The organism is Agrobacterium sp. CFBP 3001 (assembly GCF_027871605.1).
Lineage (GTDB): Bacteria > Pseudomonadota > Alphaproteobacteria > Rhizobiales > Rhizobiaceae > Agrobacterium > Agrobacterium leguminum.
The window spans coordinates 124,518-143,821 of record NZ_JAQAHD010000004.1 but is presented as its reverse complement, the minus strand read 5'-3'; the positions used below and the strand labels follow the sequence as shown (position 1 = coordinate 143,821).

Here is a 19,304-nt window from a genome sequence, read left to right as displayed (position 1 = left end):
CGCCGTGAAAGGACTCTCCCGCGATCAAGGACTTGATCGCCCTGGACCCCGGATCAAGTCCGGGGTGACGGAGTGGGGATGCAGCCGTCTTGCCAAATTCAAGCCTCGGCAAACTTTTAGCAGTATCGACGCCCGCGTTTCAGCGGGCGTCGTATGGCAGAAGCCAGCTCGTCAGAACGGCGAATCCGGGAAGTAGAACTGCTCGGCATTGTCCTTGGTGATGAGCGTCGCATCGAGGATATATTCACCCGCGACCGGCACCTGATCGTAGAAATGCCCGGCTGTCAGCTGCATGGCGGTCGCCACCATCGCCGGCGGGTAGAGCACGTCGACCGGCACGAGCTTGTCGCCGTCCATGACCTTCTTGATCATGTCCTTGGAACCGGCGCCCGCGACGATATACTGGATATCGGTGCGTTTCGCCTGCTGGATGGCTTCCAGCACGCCGATAGCCATGTCGTCATCCTGACACCAGACCACGTCGATCTTCTTGTATTTGGTCAGATAGTCCTGCATCACGCGGAAGGCGTCGTCGCGGTTCCAGTTGCCGTATTGACGGTCGAGAACCTTGACGCTGGAACCAGCGATACCCTTGTCGAAACCATCCTGACGCTGCTGATCGATCGGGATCGGCAGGCCGCGAATGACCACGACTTCGGCGTCAGGCGTGGTCTTCTTGATGTATTCGCCGGCCACCTGGCCAAGTGCAGGGTTGTTGCCGGCAACATAGAGATCGCGGATAGAATTGTCGTTGACGCTTGGCGCACGGTCCACCAGCGCGACGAAGGTGCCCTTGTCCTTGATCTCCTTGATGGCGTTGACCAGCGGATCTGGATCGGACGGCAAGACGACCAGCGCATCGAGCCCCTGCACGGCAAGGTCCTGCAGCGCATTGGCCTGATTGGCGGCATCCGGCGACGTCTTGACGATGACGTTGAGCCCCGGATGTTCCTGCATCAGCAGCTTCGCCACACGCTCGGCATGGTAGACGACGCCCGCCGTCCAGCCATGGTCCGCCGCTGGAATGGAAACGCCGATGGTGACCTTCTTGTCCTGCGCATGCGCTGAAGCGGCAAGCACCGTGGCCAGCGCGGCAAAGGCCACGCCGATGAATTTACTACGCATAGTCTCTTTCCTCCCAAGACCGGGGCGTTCCTCCTTCAACCGCGCCTGCCCCACATGGCGCGGCGTGATACGTCACCTGCGGCTGAGCGAACGCTGCACCAGCATGGCGATGATGATGATGGCCCCCTGAATGGCGCCGATCAGATATTCGCTGACGAAGTTCGACAGGATCATGATGTTGCCGACGATCTCCAGAATGAAAGCGCCGCAGATCGTCCCCCAGATGCGCCCTACCCCGCCCCTCAGCGCCGTGCCGCCGACAACGACGGCGGTGATGGCCTGCAACTCCCACAACATGCCTGTCGTGGCCGAAGTGGAAGCGAGGCGCGGCACGTAAAGCAGCACCGCAACGGCAACACACAGCCCCTGCACCACATAAGCGATGGTGCGCACCCGCGCGACCGAGATGCCGGAATAACGCGCCACATCCTCGCTCGACCCTACTGCGGTCAGATGCCGCCCGTAACGGGTGCGGTAAAGCACGAAGGCGGCTATCGCGGCGGTTACGAAGATAACGATGACCGGCACCGGCACGCCCAGGACGTTGCCGAAATAGACCGGACGATAAAGCGTCTGGATTTCCGGATTGCGCAGCGTGATCGCCCCACCCTGCGACAGCCATGTGGTCAAGCCGCGATAAACGCCCATGGTGCCGAGCGTGGCGATGAAGGGCTCGATGCGGCCAATGGTGGTGATGAGGCCGTTCGTCAGCCCGCAGGCAGCCCCGATGGCGAGCGCCAGCGCCATGGCGGTAAGCAGCATTAAAAGCGGACTGGCGATGGCGCCGCTATTCATGAACAGAATCATCAGGCTGGCGACGAAAGCCACCATTGCGCCCACCGAAAGATCGAGCCCGCCCGATGTGATGACGTAAGTTGCGCCGAGCGCGATGATGGCGATGAAGGCGCTGCGGGTGATGACGTTCAGGAGATTGTCGATGCCGATGAAATTGGGATTGGCGATGGTTCCGAGAACCAGCAGCAGGGCCAGCGCCACGAAAGGCGCGACGGCGCGCAGATCCCAGTCCTTCGAGGTCTTCGGCGTTTTGCCGTTGTCAAATGCGGCCTCAGTCATGTTTCCCCTCAGTCTCTTTTGTCAGGCCATGTTTCCCGGCACACGGGCGCTCAGGCAGGTTCCTGCGTATGAACGCCAGTCGCCAGCGCCACGATGTCGTTTTCGGTCATGCGCTCACCTGTCACCTCGCCGACGATCCGGCCCGACCGCATAACCAGAATGCGGTCGCAGATACCGATCAGCTCCGGCATTTCCGAGGAAACGACGATGATCGAGCGCCCCTCATCCGCGAGCCTGGCGATGAAGCGGTAAATCTGTTCCTTGGTGCCGATATCGATGCCGCGCGTCGGTTCGTCGATGATGACGATGGACGGATCGATGAGCATCATCTTGGCCAGAAGCAGTTTCTGCTGGTTGCCGCCGGAAAGCTGGCCCGCCAGCAGATCCTTGCGTCCGGTACGGATGTCGAAATCCCGGACCGCATCATCGAGCGCCGCCGTTTCCCGGCGGGTATCGATCTGAAACAGCCGGCTGAATTTCTTCAGCGAAGCAAGCGTGAGATTGACACGCAAATCCTTGGTAAGCAGCAGGCCCTTGCCCTTGCGGTCCTCGCTCAGATAAACGATGCCGGCTTTCAGGCTGTCTTCCGCCTTTGCGAAATGCACCGGCCTGCCATGATGTCGGACCGTTCCCCGGCCGGCGCGCAGGCCGAGTATTCCTTCCATGAGTTCCGTTCTGCCCGCGCCGACCAGACCGGCGAAACCGAGGATTTCGCCCCTGCGCACGCTGAAACCGGCATCCTGAGCATAACCCGGAACAGTAAAATGCTCCACCTCCAGAACCGGCTCGTGCTCGCCGCCGGCGGCGCGGTCCGGATAAAGCTTGGCGACATCGCGCCCCACCATCAGCCGCGCCATATCGGCAGGCTCCAGCGCCGATGCCGGATGGGAGGCGACCAGCCTGCCGTCTCGCAGAACCGTCACCCGGTCGGCGATCTCCTTCACCTCCGGCAGACGATGCGAAATATAAAGCACGGCCACGCCTTTCGCCCGGATGTCCCTGATGACATTCAGCAGCGCATCCGTTTCGATGGGCGTCAGGCTCGCGGTCGGCTCATCGAAAATCACCACGCGATGCGGCACCAGCAGAACGCGGGCGATCTGCACGAGCTGCCGCTGGGCAATCGACAGGCTGCCGACAATGGCGTCCGGATCGATCGTACCGCCTAGATCGGCGATTGCCTTGCGGGCGCCGGCGCGCATGGCGCGATCGTCCACCATGGCGCCCCGGCGCATTTCGCGGCCGAGATAAATGTTCTGCGCCACCGTCAAATCCGGGGCCAGCAATATTTCCTGATGCACGAGAACGATGCCGCGATGTTCGGCATCCACCGGACCGCTCAGCGTAACGGCTTCGCCATCGATGCGGATTTCGCCGCCCGACGGCTTTTCATTGCCGGCCAGCAGCTTCATCAGCGTCGACTTGCCGGCGCCGTTCTCGCCAATGATCGCGTGGACCTCACCGGCCCGCACCGCGATCTCGATGTCCTTGAGAACCTGTACCGGCCCGAAAGACTTGGACAGCCCAACCGTCCGGATAAGGGCGTGGTCTGGAGATTCGTCAGCAAAAGCCATGTGCCGTCACCGGTATCCGGTGTGAACGGACGGCATTTGCCCCTTGATTTTATCTGAAACGACCATCTGCGAACTCCTCCCAAAGCTCGAGGAAGAAGCTAGCGTCCGTTTTGAGGTACGTAAAGCAAATTTCGCTGGTGTTTTAGAATACACTCAAATTTGACCACATGAACCGCAAGCCAGAGGGTCGCGAAAGTCCCGTCATGACGCGGAGGAGCGCTGGAATCCCTTCATCAGACGGTGCACGGCTTCAGCGCCCTCCTTGGCCAGATCGAAACGCTTGCCGAACAGCAGCCAGTCGGAGCACATGCCTTTCAGCAGCCAGTAGAGCGCGTCGAGCGCAGAGTCCGCCGTCCAGTTGTCGTTGAATGCGCCTTCCGCCTGCGCCCGCGCGAAAGCGCCCTCGAGCCGATCCTTGTGATACCGGTCCAGTTCCTCCTGCGCGTGCAGAACCGGGGCGAACTCATCGGAGTAATTGGTGCGCAGGCTGATGGTCATGATGCGCTGGCGTTGCTCATCTTTTGAAAGAAGCGTCAGCCATTTGCAGGCCGCTTCCTCGATCTTGGCCAGCAGAGCCAGCCCCTTGACGTCGGGGTCGCCGAAATCGAGCAGATCCGATTCCGGCAGGGAAACCGATTGATAGAGGCCGATAAAGAGATCGCTCTTGCTGGAAAAATGCCAGTAGATCGCCCCGCGCGTAACGCCGGCCGCAGCCGCCACCTCATCCAGAGAGCTGTTGGCCACGCCCTTCTTGAAGAACACCCGCTCGGCAGCGGCAAGGATCGCCTGACGGGTCTCTTCTGCCTCGGCCTTGGTTCGGCGCATGCTGATGTCTCCTTCCAGTCGCGGCACGGCGCTTTCGCACCGTGCCTTGTTTGCGGTGCCGGGCTGTCAGTCAGATGAACGCATTCAACTGACTTTTCGCCCAGCCGTCACACCCGTTTTATTCCGCCGGCGATACGGCGTCAGCAGCAATCTCATTCTCCTTCTTCCGATCCCCGAAAATCTTCATGACGAAGACGAAGAAGACGGGAACGAAGAAGATCGCAAGGATCGTCGCCGAGATCATGCCGCCGAGCACGCCGGTGCCGATGGCGTTCTGGCTCGCCGCGCTGGCGCCCGAAGCAATCGCCATCGGCAGCACGCCGAGCGAGAAGGCGAGCGACGTCATCAGGATCGGCCGGAAGCGCAGATGCGCCGCCTCCACCGTCGCATCATAGGTGGATTTTCCTTCCGCCCGCAAATCCTTGGCGAATTCGATGATCAGGATCGCATTCTTGGCGGACAGACCGATGATCGCGACGAGGCCTACGAGGAAATAGACGTCGTTCGGCATGCCGCGCAGCATCACCGCCGCCACCGAGCCGATGACGCCGAGCGGCACCACCAGCATGACGGAGAGCGGAATGGACCAGCTTTCGTAAAGCGCTGCCAGCAGCAGGAAGACGAACAGAACGCTGAGCCCGATCAATGCCGGCGCCTGCGAACCGGACTGGATTTCCTGCAGCGACTGGCCGGTCCATTCGAAACCGAAGCCGCTCGGCAACTCACCCGCTAAGCGCTCCATTTCGGCAATGGCGTCACCAGACGAATAACCCGGTGCGGACTGGCCGCCGATACGGACCGCCGGATAGCCGTTGTAACCGACCACCTGCGAGGGACCGCGCACCCACTCCACCGTTGCGAATGAGCTCACCGGCACCATGCCGCCATTGGCATTGCGGACGTTGAGGTTCAAAAGATCCTCCGTCTTCATGCGCTGGCCCTGTTCCGCCTGCACCGTCACGCGCTGCATGCGGCCGGCATTGGGGAAGTCGTTGACGTATGACGAACCCATATTGGCCGAGATGGTGGCGTTGATGTCGCTGAAGGTGACGCCGAACGTATTGGCCTTCTCACGGTCGATGATGAGATTGACCTGCGCCGCATCCGGCATGCCTTCGATACGAAGACCGGCAAGGATGGGGCTCTGACGGGCGGCAGCCATCAGCTGCGCACCGGCCGCGCTGAGAGCGGCCTGTCCCGCGCCCGAGCGATCCTGCAGGCGGAAGGTGAAGCCGCTGGAATTGCCGAGGCCCTGGATTGGTGGCGGCGACAGCGCAAACGACATGGCGTCCGGAAGACCCCACAGCTTGGCGTTGACGCGCGCCGATATGGCGGCGGCGGAATCGTTCGGTCCGCGTTCGCTCCAGTCCTTCAGGGTGGCGAAGGCGAGACCCGCATTCTGGCCGGAGCCGGAGAAGGAGAACCCCGAAACTGCAATCACACGATCCACCGCCGGCTCTTCCATGAAGATCTTTTCGATCTGCTGGATGGATTGCAGGGTGCGGTCGCTGCTGGCTTCCGCCGGCGCCTGAATGTCGACGATCAGGTAGCCCTGGTCTTCGTTCGGAAGGAAAGAGCTCGGCAGTTGCATATACGCCCAGCCGAGGCCCACCAGCAAAGCCGCGTAAATGACCATGAAGCGACCGGAACGCTTGATGATGCTGCCAACGGACGAGGAATATTTGTGCGAGGCCTTGTCGAAGCCGCGATTGAACCAGCCGAAGAAGCCCTTCTTCTCATGATGTCCGGCCTTGATGGGCTTCAGGAACGACGCGCAGAGCGCCGGCGTGAGCGACAAAGCAAGGAAGCCCGAAAACAGGATCGACACCACCATGGTCAGGCTGAACTGCTGGTAGATGATGCCGACGGCGCCGGGGAAGAAGGCCATGGGCACGAACACGGCGGTCAGCACCAGCGTGATGCCGATGATCGCGCCGGAAATCTGGCCCATCGCCTTGCGGGTGGCCTCCTTGGGCGACAGATGCTCTTCCGCCATGATGCGCTCGACATTCTCGACGACGACAATCGCGTCATCCACCAGAATGCCGATGGCGAGAACCATGGCGAACATGGTGAGCACGTTGATGGAGAAACCCGAGACATACATGATGGCGCAGGTGCCGAGCAGCGCCACGGGCACCACCAGTGTCGGGATGATGGTGTAGCGGATATTCTGCAGGAAGACGAACATCACCACGAAGACGAGGATGATCGCCTCGATCAGCGTGTGAATGACCTTTTCGATCGAAATCTTGACGAAGGGGCTGGTGTCATAGGGAATTTCATATTCCAGACCCGGCGGGAAATATCGCGACAGCTCTTCCATGGTGGCGCGAACGCCCTCGGACGTCTGCAACGCATTGCCGGTGGGCGAAAGCTGCACGCCGATGGCGGCGCTCGGCTTGCCGTTCAGGCGGCTCGAGAAGTTATAGCTTTCGCCGCCCACTTCCACCCGCGCGACATCGCGCAGCCGTACGGACGAGCCGTCCGGATTGGCGCGCAGCACGATGGAGCCGAATTCTTCCGGCGAGGTGAGCTGCCCCTGCACATTAACGGTGGCGGAAATCTGCTGGCCGATGGGATTTGGCGATGCGCCGATGCGGCCGGCAGCAACCTGCGAATTCTGCGCCTGAATGGCGCCGATGACGTCGTTGGAGGTGAGACTGAGGCCCAGCATCTTGTCCGGGTCCATCCAGATACGCATGGAGCGCTGGGTGGCGAAGAGCTGCGCGCTGCCGACACCGGGAACGCGGCGCAATTCGCCGAGCACGTTACGGCTGAGATAATCGCCGAGACCGATGGCGTCCGTGTTGCCGTCGACGGAGGTGAGCGCCACCATCATCAGGAACGACGTGCCCGCCTGCTCCACGCGCAGGCCCTGCTGCGTCACCGCCTGCGGCAGGCGGGGTTCGACGCGCGCAATGCGGTTCTGGACCTCCACCTGGGCTTCACCGATGTTGGAGCCCGGCGCAAAGGTGACGTTGATGGAAATGCGACCCGAGGATTCCGACGTCGATTCGAAATAGATCAGGCCTGGAACGCCATTCAGCTCTTCTTCGATGGGACGCGTGACGCTCTGGTAAATATCCTCCGGCGACGCGCCCGGATAGGTCGTCGAGACGGAGATCTGCGGCGGGGCGACATTCGGATATTGCGCAATCGGCAGCATGGGAATGGCGAGCAGGCCCGCCAACATGATGAAGATGGCGACGACCCAGGCAAAAATGGGCCGATCGATGAAAAAACGTGCCATGAAATCGGTCCTTATTGCTTCGCAGCCGGAGCCGCGCTCTCGCTGTCAGCGGCGGTGGCGACATCGGCCTCATCGGACCACGGTTCCGGCTTCACTTTCGCGCCCGGAGCGGTCTTCTGGAAACCTTCGGCCACGACGCGGTCGCCATCCTTCAGGCCCTCGGAAATCACCCAGCGATCGCCGATGGAACGGCCGACGCTGACGCGACGCTGCTCGACCGTGTCTTCGGCATTGACGACAAGCACGCTCGCCTGCCCGCCGGCATCGCGCTGAACCGCCTGCTGCGGCACGGCGAAGGCCGCTTTCTGGATACCCTGCTGGATCTGCACACGGACATACATGCCCGGCAGCAGATCGCCGTTCGGGTTGGGGAACTCACCGCGCAGCGTCACCTGACCGGTGGTTTCATCCACCGCCGCTTCGGAAAACAGCAGGCGGCCTGGCAGCGGGTAACGGCTGCCGTCATCGAACAGCAGGTTGACTTCTGCCTCGTTCGGGCCGGTCATCAGCTTACCATCCTGCAGGGCCTTGCGCAGGCGAATGAGATCGGCCGCCGGCTGGGTGAAGTCGGCATAGATCGGATCGAGCTGCTGGATCGTCGCCAGATTTTCAGAGCCCGTGGCGCTGACGAGGGCGCCTTCGGTAATGCGCGCGCGACCGATGCGGCCGCTGATCGGGGCTTTGACTTCGGCATATTGCAGATTGAGCTTCGCTTCCGCGACACCGGCTTCGGCCACGGCTACCTCGGCATCGGCCTGCGCCAGCTGGGCGATGGCGTTGTCGAATTCCTGCTGCGAACCGACATTGGAACGGCGCAGCTGCTGTTGTCTATCGGCCGTCTGCCGCGCCTGCAGCTGCGCGGCCTGCGCCCGACGCAACGTGCCCTCGGCGCTGTCGACACGCACCTGGAACGGCGCGGGATCGATCCGGTAGAGAACATCGCCCTCCTTGACCAGCGAGCCCTGTTCGAACACCCGCTCCACGATAATGCCGGAGACACGCGGGCGCACTTCGGCAAGCCGCGTCGGCGCAATGCGTCCTGGCAATTCGTTGGTGATGGGCAGTTCTTCCTGGCTCACCGTCACGACCTTCACCGCACCGGGCGGCGGCGCGCCGGGCGCAGACGCCTGCTCATCGCTACATCCGACAAGAACGATGCCCGTCAACAACACCGCCGCGATCTGCCCCAATCTCTTCGCCATACTGCGCTCCGAATCCATAAAAAATGTCACATTTACATACATACTAAGACGTATGTAAAATTTCGGCAATGAAATTGTTGCAGTGCAAAAGCCGTCTCACGCGCTTGTGAAGGTGCGTGAGACGGCTTGCGGAAAGCGCTGTAATTCGGGAATGGAGGACTAACTGGCGTTCGAGGCAGGACATATCGCGACGAGCCGGAGGCGACAGCCGGACGGATGAAGCTCTCCGCTGTTTCCGTCGCGACCAAACCACCTCTGCACGGTTTAGATTCCGGGGATAGACATTTCGGGCTTGCCCCGAGAATCTGCAACCGATTGATTTTATTCGACGTGACTAGATCTTCGGCATGGGGCTGAGGGAATGCCCCACGACACCCTCACTACCCCTTAGGACAGACGCTTCAGCGAGGAGGCTTCCGGCTGCGGGCCGGGTTTCGTCGTGTCGTTATTGTCGGCGGATCTGTTGCGCAGCGCCGCATAATAGGCGTTCTTCTGCTCGTACATGTTCATATCGGCGCGGCGTACCAGCGATTCCATCGTCTCTCCGACCTCGCTCGTGGCCACGCCCAGTGACAGGCTGAGCGGCGCGCTGGAATAGAACTGGTTGTTGATCTTCAACAGCTCATAAACGGTCTCGACCATGGCGGCGGCCACCTGCCTGTCGGCGCCGGGAAGAAGTATGGCGAATTCGTCGCCGCCGATGCGCGCCGCATGGTTCGGCGCTGTCACCACGCCGTTCAGCACCTCGCCCACACGCCGCAACAATGCGTCGCCAGCATCGTGTCCCAGCCTGTCATTGGCGTCCTTCAGGCCGTTGAGATCGATGACGATGGCCGAAACCGGCCTGAGCGCGCTGCGCTCCAGCCGGTTCAGCTCATCCGAATAGAAGGCACGGTTGTGTAGCTTGGTCAGCACATCGTGCTTGCCGAGATATTCGAGATAGGCCTCCGCCTTCTTGCGCGCGGTAATGTCCGTCAGCGCCACCTGCACCAGCGACCAGTCGCGCTCATGGCCGGGGAAGACGGAAAAGTGCAGGAGCACATGCCGCTCCGAACCGTCAAGCGCGTAATTCACCACCTCGCGATGGTGGGTGAGATTGCCGTTCCAAAGCTCCATCAGCTGTTCCCGGAACGGCTTTTCCATCTCGCCACGGAAAATATCGCCAAGCCGCTGCAACAGAACCTGCCGGTCCGGCGCGCAGAACAGGTCGAGCGTGGCGCGGTTGACGTCGATGACGCGGATTTCGCTCATGCATTGCCGCACGAATTCGGGATGGACATCCATGAACACGCGGAAATCGATAATGCCGCGCTCCCTCACCTCCTCGATCAGCCGCCGCACCCGGCTGAAATCCTCCACCCACAGGGAAACGGGCGAATGTTTGAACATGCCTTCGGCGTAACGGCGGTTGAGAAGCTCCTTGCGGCGCGCCTCCTCCCGCTCCGTCACATCCTCGGTGGTCAAAAGCAGCCGCCCGAGGGTTTCTTCATGGCCGGGTATGACCGCGCCGCGCAACTGGATATCCAGCCGCTTGCCGCCGATTGAATAATTGACCGCGTTGCTGGTGAATTCCGTCTTGCCCGCCCAGAGCTCGGAAAGCTCGTTCACATGGCTCTCCAGCATGTCGTCACGAAAAATCCGGTGTAGATTGTCGACGAGATGCGCCTGATCGCGGGCCTCGAACAGTTCCAGCGTCCTGGCGTTGACCTTGATCACGCGGATTTTCTGCGAGCAGGCCGCCACCCTCGATAAATCTTCCAGAAGAAACGCCCGGATATCCTCGACGCCTTGCGATCGCCAGATATCGAACTGGCTTTTCACCTCGCTGAAATCCTCGATCCACATCGCCACGGGGGCAAGATTGAAGACATTGGTATCGATTATCTCATTCATACGGGAGGTCTTCTCAAGGATAGCAGGCGAATGCCGAAACGGTGCGCAACGGCGATAGCCGTCCCCATAACCGGATTTATTAGTGATATTCGATCTAACGCAAGCATTTATCGCGCAAACCGCCGGATTGCGCGATAATTCATGGGTTTTGCCGATATGACGCCCGTTACCAGAGCTTCACGTGCCGGTTCACATCCTTATAGAGCAGGTAACGGAAGCGGCCCGGCCCGCCCGCATAGCAGGCCTGCGGGCAATAGGCGCGCAGCCACATGAAGTCGCCCGCCTGCACTTCCACCCAGTCCTCGTTCAGCCGGTAGACGGCCTTGCCTTCCAGCACATAAAGGCCGTGTTCCATCACATGGGTTTCCATGAAGGGAATGGTCGCGCCCGGCTCGAAGGTAACGATGTTGAGATGCATGTCGTAACGCACGTCTTCAGGATCGATGAAGCGGGTCGTCGCCCATTTGCCGTCCGTATCCGGCATGGCCGACAAAGCGTGCTCATCCTCATGCGTGAAGATAGCCGGCGGCGGCTCCAGCCCGTCGACCGCCTGAAACGCCTTGCGGACCCAGTGGAACTTGACGGGCGCCTTGCCCGAATTGCGAAGCTGCCAGCGGGAACCGGCCGGCAGGAAGGCGAAGGAGCCCTCCCGCAAGGCATGCGGCACGCCCTCGAATTCCACGGTCATTTCGCCGTCGACAACGAAGATCGCCGCTTGCGCCCTTGCGTCCGGTTCCGGCCGGTCGCTGCCGCCGCCCGGCTGCACCTCGACGATATATTGCGCGAAGGTTTCGGAAAAACCCGTCATTGGCCGGGCGATGATCCAGGCCCGGGTGCCGGTCCAGTGCGGCAGCACGCTCGTCACGATATCGGACATTACGGTTTTGGGGATGACCGCATAGGCGGTCTTGAACACCGCCTTGCTCGACAGAAGTTCCGTCTGTCCCGGCAGACCACCCATATCCGAATAATATCTCTTCATTTCAGCCATTCCATTCTGCAACGCATTCGGCGCGGATTCTTAGGCCCGCGCCGGCGTTTAATCAAATGGTTATTGGCAAGCAGAGACTGGCCCGAAGGATGTCACGCCTTCTTACGCATCGTAGCGTAGACGATATTGTGGTTCTCCCCGAAGAACACATCCGCCTCGATGCCTGCAGGATCGGCGCTGGCGTTGACGATTCGCCACATATCCGCCTTGGAGCGCAACAGCAGCGCCCAGTTCATGAAGGTTTCCATGTAACCGTCGACGACGATGTCTTCCGAGAAATTGGCGAAGAGGAACATGCCGCCGGGCTTCAGCATTTCCATGCAGCGCCGCGTGAGTTTGATCGCCACGCGGTCGTTCAGATAGTCGTAGAGACCGGCCGCGTAGATCAGATCGAAAGTGCCGAGTTCCTGCGTGCGCAGGACGATATCGCGCACGGAACCGTCGATCGCCTCGATGCAGCTGCCGTTGAAATCGCGGGCGACGGAACCGACGCTCAAGGGGTCCTGATCGAGCGCCACCCAGCGCTTGATCTTGCCCTCTTTCAGCGCCACGGAGGCATCCGCCTCACGCAGATGGCCGGAAGCGATGGTGAGGATTTCCGTCTCACTACCATGCCGGGCCGCAGCTTCATCGACGAACCGTGTCAGCAAATCGCGCCGCTCGCGCACGGCGACCGAGGAACTGGCATCCTTCGTGTAGTCGTAAAGGGCCGCACCGAGCGGCGTGGCTTTATTTACCAGTTCGGCAACACTGTCGTGGCCATAAATGAAATCGAGCAGCTGCGCATCGCCCGAATAACCCCGCGGCTTTTCGAAAGACCAGCGCGTGAACGGGTCCTCCAGAAAATGGACCGAAACAGGGTGATTCTGCACCAGCGGAATCAGTTCAGCCCACACGCTGGAGTGGAGCTTCTCACGCAGACCATGCAGTGCGCCCGCCGTTCTATGTATTATCTCACGTGCTGAAATACGATTGTCGAACTGCTGCTGTGCCAATTCGAGAATGAGCGCAATCTCTGCTTTCGCAACGGCGAACTGCTCATCGAATGTTTCCGTTCTGCGTTCAAAAATCTCTTTTGCGACAGTATCCGGGGTAATCAGACTTGCCCCGTCAAGATTTTTCTTCTTTACCCGCACCACTTCAGCCTCCAGTATTAACACATTGTTAACTATACGTTTCTGGGAGGCGGAAGGCCACTCGCTTTCGATTTTTGAGCGGTGTAGGGATACATTAGTAAATTAGCGTATTTTTTTGGTCACACTCGTGAGGACGGGAGAAAGCAGATACGCGATTTAGTGAAACTTAATGTTGCGAACGTATGATGCGTTCTTCCTTTCCATGTTCTCCGCACGCATCGGCAGAGATCGACGGGAACCCGCACTGGGTGCGACAGCACACGGAAAAGTGGAATAAGCAGTTACTTAATAAAGTATACGCAACACTATGGGAAAGTGCATGAAGCACACATTGGGAGAGGTGAGTGGACAGCAAGACTATCGGCGGCCGGACTCCCGGTTTTCTGATGAACTCCTTGCCCTTTACCAGCAGGAAGGTGAGCGCAGCCGCCGCGGTTCTATCCGGCGGGGCCTGTGGACCGCTGTTTTCATCTATCTGCTGTTTGCCGCAACCGACATCATTCTGATACCCGACGTCGCTTTTTACACCATTATCGCACGTCTGATTGTTGTCCTGTCATCCCTGCTGACACTGGAGATTCAGCTAAGCAAGGGTGCCAGCACCACGGCGCTTGATCTAACCTGCGCCACCGCTCTCGTCATGGGCTATATCGGCTGGCTACTGCCGTCGCTGTTGACCGACAATACCGAAAACATGTCTTACTACATGGTTTTCGGGGCGATCTTCATGATGGGCGCCAATCTGTTTTTCACCTTCCGCTTCCATCTGTCGCTGGTGTCTTCAGGCATTATTCTCGTCACCTATTTTCTGGCGGCAACGCAGTTTCCCGAAGACAGCTTCTACAAGTTCGCCTTCGGCACCTTCTACATATCGTGTTTCGTCTTCACTTCTTACGTAAACTGGAACCTGAACCGGGAGCGCTACCACGTCTTCGTCAACGGGCTGGAGGCGAAGGCCCAGCAGAAGGCGGCTGACGAACGTGGCCAGGCGCTGCTGCGGCTTTCCAATACCGACTCCCTGACCGGCCTGCAGAACCGTCGCGCCATCGACCACCATCTGCGCCTGCTGTGGGACAACTGGATCAGGAAGGAAGAAGGCTTTGCCGTTTTCCTGATCGATGTCGACTTCTTCAAGAAATACAACGACCGTTACGGCCACCAGGAAGGCGACAAATGCCTGGTGACGGTAGGCAAAGCCCTGCAGAATGCGATCACCGAACATGGCGCTTCCATCGGCCGCTATGGCGGCGAGGAATTCATCGTGCTGGCGCCGTTCAAATCCAAGCAGCAGGTGGGTGAGCTTGCCGAGACGATCCGCCACACCGTTGAAGACCTGTCGCTTGCGCATGACCAGCGCCGGGATGGCACCTTCATCGTCACCGTCAGCATCGGTGCGTCCTTCACCCGTCCCAATGCGGACGGGAAGCTGGAAAAGATCATCAACGAGGCCGACCGCGCGCTTTATATCGCCAAGGGCAATGGCCGCAACTGCATGAAGCTGTTCGACCCGGACGATCCGCAGACCAGCGACGAGACGGAAAACATTGCCGCCCTGCTGAAAATCGCTGTCGCGGAAGATCTCGTTTCCCTCGTCTATCAGCCTATTCTCAACGTTTCGACCAACGAGACCGCGGGGGTCGAGGCGCTGATGCGGCTTCGCCTGCTGGATGGCAATCCAGTCGCACCCGGTATTTTCATTCCGATTGCCGAACGCACCGGCACGATCATGGAACTGGGCCTGTGGACCATCAAGACCGTCTGCAAGCAGATACTGGCCGATGACAAGGTGGCGGTCGTCAGTGTCAACGTGTCGCCGATGCAATTGAAAAATCCGGGTTTCGCCACCTCGGTGGCCGCCATTCTCGTGGAGGCGGGAATTGCCGGCAACAGGCTTGCCTTCGAAATCACCGAAGGCGTCGACATGGAAATGCATTCGGACGTGCTGCGTTGTCTGAACGACCTGAAAACGCTCGGCATCAATATCTGGCTGGATGATTTCGGAACGGGTTTTGCCGGCCTTTCCTGGCTGCGCATGACGGATTTCGATACCGTCAAGATCGACCGCTCCTTCCTGCACGACAGCAAGACCCCGCGTGGCCGGGCGATGCTGCAGGACATGATCCGCCTCATCCGCAATCGCGGCCACAAGATCCTGATCGAAGGCGTCGAAACCGAGGAACAGCTGAGGCTCGTGCGTCAGATGGAAATCGACTACGCGCAGGGCTATTATATCGGTCGCCCCATCGGGGCCGAAAGGCTGGGCGCGGCGGCAGCGTCCTATCCGCGCCCGAATATGCTACTGCGACCCGCCTGAACACGGGATGACGGCGGAACGACGCCGTCAGCCGCAGGCCGCTTTAATGATAAGCAGGCGGGTTGAGCGAGAATTTTACGGCAAGCTCCGAGAAGGCCGCCCGCGTGACGGGATCGACAGGAGCCCCTTCCCTCTCCCGCCTTGCCGCCACCGCCCACTCCCGGTCACCCGGCGCCATCACCTTGCAATCTTCCCGCACGGGAGATCCGCGCAGGACCTCGAGATAACGTTTCATGCCCTCGTCGAACACCTCGCGTTCCAGGAAGGCTTCCGGCTTCAGCGCCAGAACGAAGGCCCCAAGCCCACGCGGCGTGGAAAAATCCGGCCCGCCCATGGGAGCGATATCGAAGCTGAGTTTCATGCCCGTGAGAACAGCGCTGAAAATCTCGACCATCCCCGCAAGTGCGGCCCCCTTGAAACCGAACTCGCCGCCGACCGGGGCAAGCATTTCAACGGCATGGGGATCGCGGGTATCGACGCCGTCGCCGTCAGAGGCGACACCTTGCGGCAATTGCTGGCCGAGGCTCCGGTAAAGCAGGACACGGTTATAGGGCACCGCGCTGGTGGCCATATCCAGCAGCCAGGGCATGTCATCCGCTGCCGGCACACCGATGGCGATGGGATTGGTGCCGTGGAAACGCATGGCGCCATCGTGCAGGCGCACGAAACTGTCGGAATTGCAGAAGGTGAGGCCAATATAGCCCTGCCGCGCCGCTTCCAGAGCATATGCGCCGGCCGGGCCGAAATGCGATGAGTTGCGGATCGCCACCGCGCCAATGCCGAATTTTTCCGCGAGCACCATGGCGCTGTCCATCGCCGCATAGGTGGCGCGGGCGCCATGGGCGTGGTCGGCGTCGATCGTCTCCACCGCGCCGAAGCCCGAAACGCGGCGGATCTGCGGCCGCCGATTGAGACGCCCGCCTTCGAGCGCGGTAATATAATGGGCGAGGAGGCGCACACCGTGGCTGTCCACACCGAGCCTTGTGCCGTGCATCATGGCGCGGGTCGCCGCATCGGCCGTTTCGTCATCGGTGCCGGCGGCCAGAAAAACGGTGCGGCAAAACCGCTCCAGCTCACCCAGGCTCGCCAGAACGGTGGCTTTTTCATTGCTGTGCGCCATGAGGGAATCCTCCCAATTCCAGAATCCATGCCGCACAAGCTATTCACGGGGCGCGTTTTTGCAATCGAATATCGCGCGCCCCGAGGGCTCAATCAGTCTTCCGCTCCCATGGCATCGTAAGAAGAGCGTTCGCCGGCGATAATCGCGCGTTTGCCGACATGGTTGGCAGGCCCGACGATGCCTTCCTGTTCCATACGCTCGACCAGCGAAGCGGCACGGTTGTAACCGACGGACAGGCGGCGCTGGATATAGGATGTGGAGCACTTCTTGTCGCGCATCACCACCTTGACGGCCTTTTCATAAAGATCGTCGCTATCGTCCTCACCCATGGCGGTCTTGTCGAAAACAGCGGCTTCCTCTTCCGCCTCTTCGTCGGTTTCGTCAGCGTCTTCGGTAACGGTGCCGAGATATTCCGGACGTCCCTGCGTCTTCAGATGCGCGACCACCTTTTCCACTTCCTCATCCGAAACGAAGGGACCGTGGACACGGGCGATGCGGCCGCCGCCCATCATGTGCAGCATATCGCCCTGGCCGAGCAGATGCTCCGCGCCCTGTTCACCGAGGATGGTGCGGCTGTCGATCTTCGACGTCACCTGGAAGGATATACGGGTCGGGAAGTTCGCCTTGATCGTACCGGTGATGACATCGACCGACGGGCGCTGGGTTGCCATGATGAGATGGATGCCGGCCGCACGCGCCATCTGCGCCAGACGCTGGATTGCGCCTTCGATTTCCTTGCCGGCCACCATCATCAGGTCTGCCATTTCGTCGACGATGACGACGATATAAGGCATGGCCGTGAGGTCCATTTCCTCCTGCTCGTAGACCGCCTCGCCGGTGGCGCGGTCAAAGCCGCTCTGCACGTTGCAGAACACCGTCTCGCCCTTGGCGCGGGCGGCAGCGGCCCTTGCATTGTAGCCGTCAATATTGCGCACGCCGAGACGCGACATCTTGCGATAGCGGTCTTCCATTTCGCGCACGGCCCACTTCAACGCCATGACCGCCTTTTTCGGATCGGTAACCACAGGCGTCAACAGATGCGGAATACCGTCATAAACGGACAGCTCGAGCATCTTGGGATCGACCATGATGAGACGGCACTCTTCCGGCTTCAGACGATAGAGCAGCGACAGGATCATGGTGTTGATGGCGACCGACTTGCCGGAGCCGGTGGTGCCGGCGACCAGCAGATGCGGCATCTTCGCCAGTTCGGCGATGACAGGTTCGCCGCCGATGGTCTTTCCGAGGCAAAGTGCGAGCTTCTGGCGGGTCTCGGCATAGTCTGTCGCTTCGATCAGTTCGCGCAGATAAACCGTCTCGCGCACCGGGTTCGGCAGTTCGATGCCGATGACATTGCGGCCGGGCACGACGGCGACACGGGCCGAGAGCGCCGACATGGAGCGGGCGATATCGTCCGAGAGACCGATGACGCGCGAGGACTTGACGCCAGGGGCGGGTTCGAACTCATACAGCGTGACGACGGGGCCGGGGCGGACATCGATGATCTCGCCCTTGATGCCGAAATCCTCCAGCACGCTTTCGAGAAGCCCGGCGCTCTGCTCCAGCGCTTCAGGCGTCATGGTCGTGGTCTGCTGAACGCGGGCCTCCTGCAGAAGATCGATGGAGGGGTATTCATATTCCCCCTCGGCGAAGACAGGCGCTTCGCGGAACATCGGCTGCGAGGCCTGGATGGGCGCGCGTGGCGTGAAGCGCGGCTCGGCCGCAATTCTCTCAACCGGCTGAACCTGCTCCACAGGTCTCGGCGTCTCGACAACCATCGGCGCTTCAGCGACGGGCGGCGGTGCAACTTCCTGTTCCACGACCGGAAGGGCGGCAGGAACGACGGACTGACGCACGCCAATCTCGCGGTAAAGCCGGATTGCGGAACCGCCCGGCACGGTGACGACAGGAGGTTCGGACGAAAGCACGATTGCAGCCGCTGCCGGCGACAAGACGGCAACCGGCGCAACTATCGCTGGCGCCGTGACGACCGAATTTGCAAGAACGGCGCGCGTGGACGCAGAAACGCCCTCGCCGGCACTGCCCGGCAGATCGAGCGTCATCACTTCCCAGAAAAGCTCATCCGGCAGATGGGCGGCGAAAGCAGGAATGGCGGCCTGAGCGGCCTCGACAGCAGGCGCGACGGATTGCGGCTGAACCGACGGGGATGCCTGCGGCACAGGCGCTTCCACGGCTACGGAGATACCCTCCTGAACCGGCATCTGCGCAGCTGCAGCCGCCTCCTCCGCCTGCTTGCGGGCAAGCTCCAGCCGCAATTTGTAAGTCAGCGCCCTGGCGCCCCGGGCCTCCGGCGGCTGCGGCAGAAACGGCATGCGCGGCGGCGGCACGCGCTGTTCAGCCGGCTTCACGACGGGTTGAGGGACAGAAACCTCCTGCTGCACGGCGTGTTGCTGCGCCACCGCTTCCTGCTCCACCGTTTCAGGCGGGGCGGCATCCAGAATTTCCTCTTCCGGAATATTGGGTGTCTCGACCGGCATGCGCCGGGCAAAGGCGCTTTCCGGCGTGCGGGTAAAACGCACATTCGGGCCGAGCACGAAAGCATTCTGCCAGCCGGGCATCTCGGCGCGGCCTTCAATGGCATCGGCTGCGCTGACATCGGCATTCGGCCGAGGTGCCGCGCCCGCCTTCATTCCCGCCGTCTGCTGAGCGGCAACCGACTGGCCGCCGGCATGACGAGCCTTCTCGCTCCCCTCCCCTACGCTATTGGACGAATTCTGGAATCTGGATCGGGAGAAACTCATGGCAGCGTGCACACTCATCATAAACGTACATATTT

The 19,304-nt window shown here is 60.8% G+C and carries 12 protein-coding genes; 1 reads left to right on the top strand and 11 read right to left on the bottom strand.

What is annotated here, in order from left to right; all coding sequences use genetic code 11:
- Positions 1-171 precede the first annotated feature (171 nt).
- The 9 genes from PH605_RS07595 to PH605_RS07555 form a co-directional block, all read right to left on the bottom strand.
- Entirely contained in the window at positions 172-1,125 is a 954-nt protein-coding gene (locus PH605_RS07595; RefSeq protein ID WP_020810860.1) for a substrate-binding domain-containing protein, read from the bottom strand.
- A gap of 72 nt (positions 1,126-1,197) precedes the next feature.
- Positions 1,198-2,199 carry an ABC transporter permease gene (locus PH605_RS07590; RefSeq protein ID WP_142844568.1) on the bottom strand — a complete coding sequence of 334 codons (1,002 nt, stop codon included), beginning with the start codon at positions 2,197-2,199 and terminating at the stop codon, positions 1,198-1,200.
- 50 nt (positions 2,200-2,249) lie between these two features.
- On the bottom strand, positions 2,250-3,773 hold the full coding sequence (locus PH605_RS07585) for a sugar ABC transporter ATP-binding protein (protein ID WP_142844569.1): 1,524 nt from the start codon (positions 3,771-3,773) through the stop codon (positions 2,250-2,252).
- 201 nt (positions 3,774-3,974) lie between these two features.
- Entirely contained in the window at positions 3,975-4,598 is a 624-nt protein-coding gene (locus PH605_RS07580) for a TetR family transcriptional regulator (protein ID WP_080857209.1), read from the bottom strand.
- A gap of 118 nt (positions 4,599-4,716) precedes the next feature.
- Complete coding sequence (locus PH605_RS07575) at positions 4,717-7,851, bottom strand: efflux RND transporter permease subunit (RefSeq protein WP_125146280.1); 3,135 nt, start codon at positions 7,849-7,851, stop codon at positions 4,717-4,719.
- A gap of 11 nt (positions 7,852-7,862) precedes the next feature.
- On the bottom strand, positions 7,863-9,053 hold the full coding sequence (locus tag PH605_RS07570) for an efflux RND transporter periplasmic adaptor subunit (RefSeq protein WP_080858116.1): 1,191 nt from the start codon (positions 9,051-9,053) through the stop codon (positions 7,863-7,865).
- Positions 9,054-9,440: 387 nt separating this feature from the next.
- On the bottom strand, positions 9,441-10,946 hold the full coding sequence (locus PH605_RS07565; RefSeq protein WP_142844570.1) for a sensor domain-containing diguanylate cyclase: 1,506 nt from the start codon (positions 10,944-10,946) through the stop codon (positions 9,441-9,443).
- A 166-nt stretch (positions 10,947-11,112) separates the two neighbouring features.
- Complete coding sequence (locus PH605_RS07560; RefSeq protein WP_078052735.1) at positions 11,113-11,937, bottom strand: bifunctional allantoicase/(S)-ureidoglycine aminohydrolase; 825 nt, start codon at positions 11,935-11,937, stop codon at positions 11,113-11,115.
- A 92-nt stretch (positions 11,938-12,029) separates the two neighbouring features.
- Positions 12,030-13,076, bottom strand: coding sequence for a class I SAM-dependent methyltransferase (locus tag PH605_RS07555; protein WP_161987804.1), 1,047 nt, complete (start codon positions 13,074-13,076; stop codon positions 12,030-12,032).
- A gap of 316 nt (positions 13,077-13,392) precedes the next feature.
- On the opposite strand from PH605_RS07555, the gene PH605_RS07550 reads away from it, so the two are divergent.
- Complete coding sequence (locus tag PH605_RS07550; protein WP_142844571.1) at positions 13,393-15,387, top strand: putative bifunctional diguanylate cyclase/phosphodiesterase; 1,995 nt, start codon at positions 13,393-13,395, stop codon at positions 15,385-15,387.
- Between the two features lie 43 nt (positions 15,388-15,430).
- On the opposite strand, the gene PH605_RS07545 is transcribed toward PH605_RS07550, so the two are convergent.
- The gene (locus PH605_RS07545; protein ID WP_065655490.1) at positions 15,431-16,507 is read right to left on the bottom strand and encodes an Ldh family oxidoreductase; all 1,077 of its coding nucleotides are present in this window, start codon (positions 16,505-16,507) and stop codon (positions 15,431-15,433) included.
- Positions 16,508-16,599: 92 nt separating this feature from the next.
- Positions 16,600-19,290, bottom strand: a complete 2,691-nt coding sequence (locus PH605_RS07540; protein ID WP_142844572.1) for a DNA translocase FtsK — start codon at positions 19,288-19,290, stop codon at positions 16,600-16,602.
- Between the last annotated feature and the right edge of the window lie 14 nt (positions 19,291-19,304).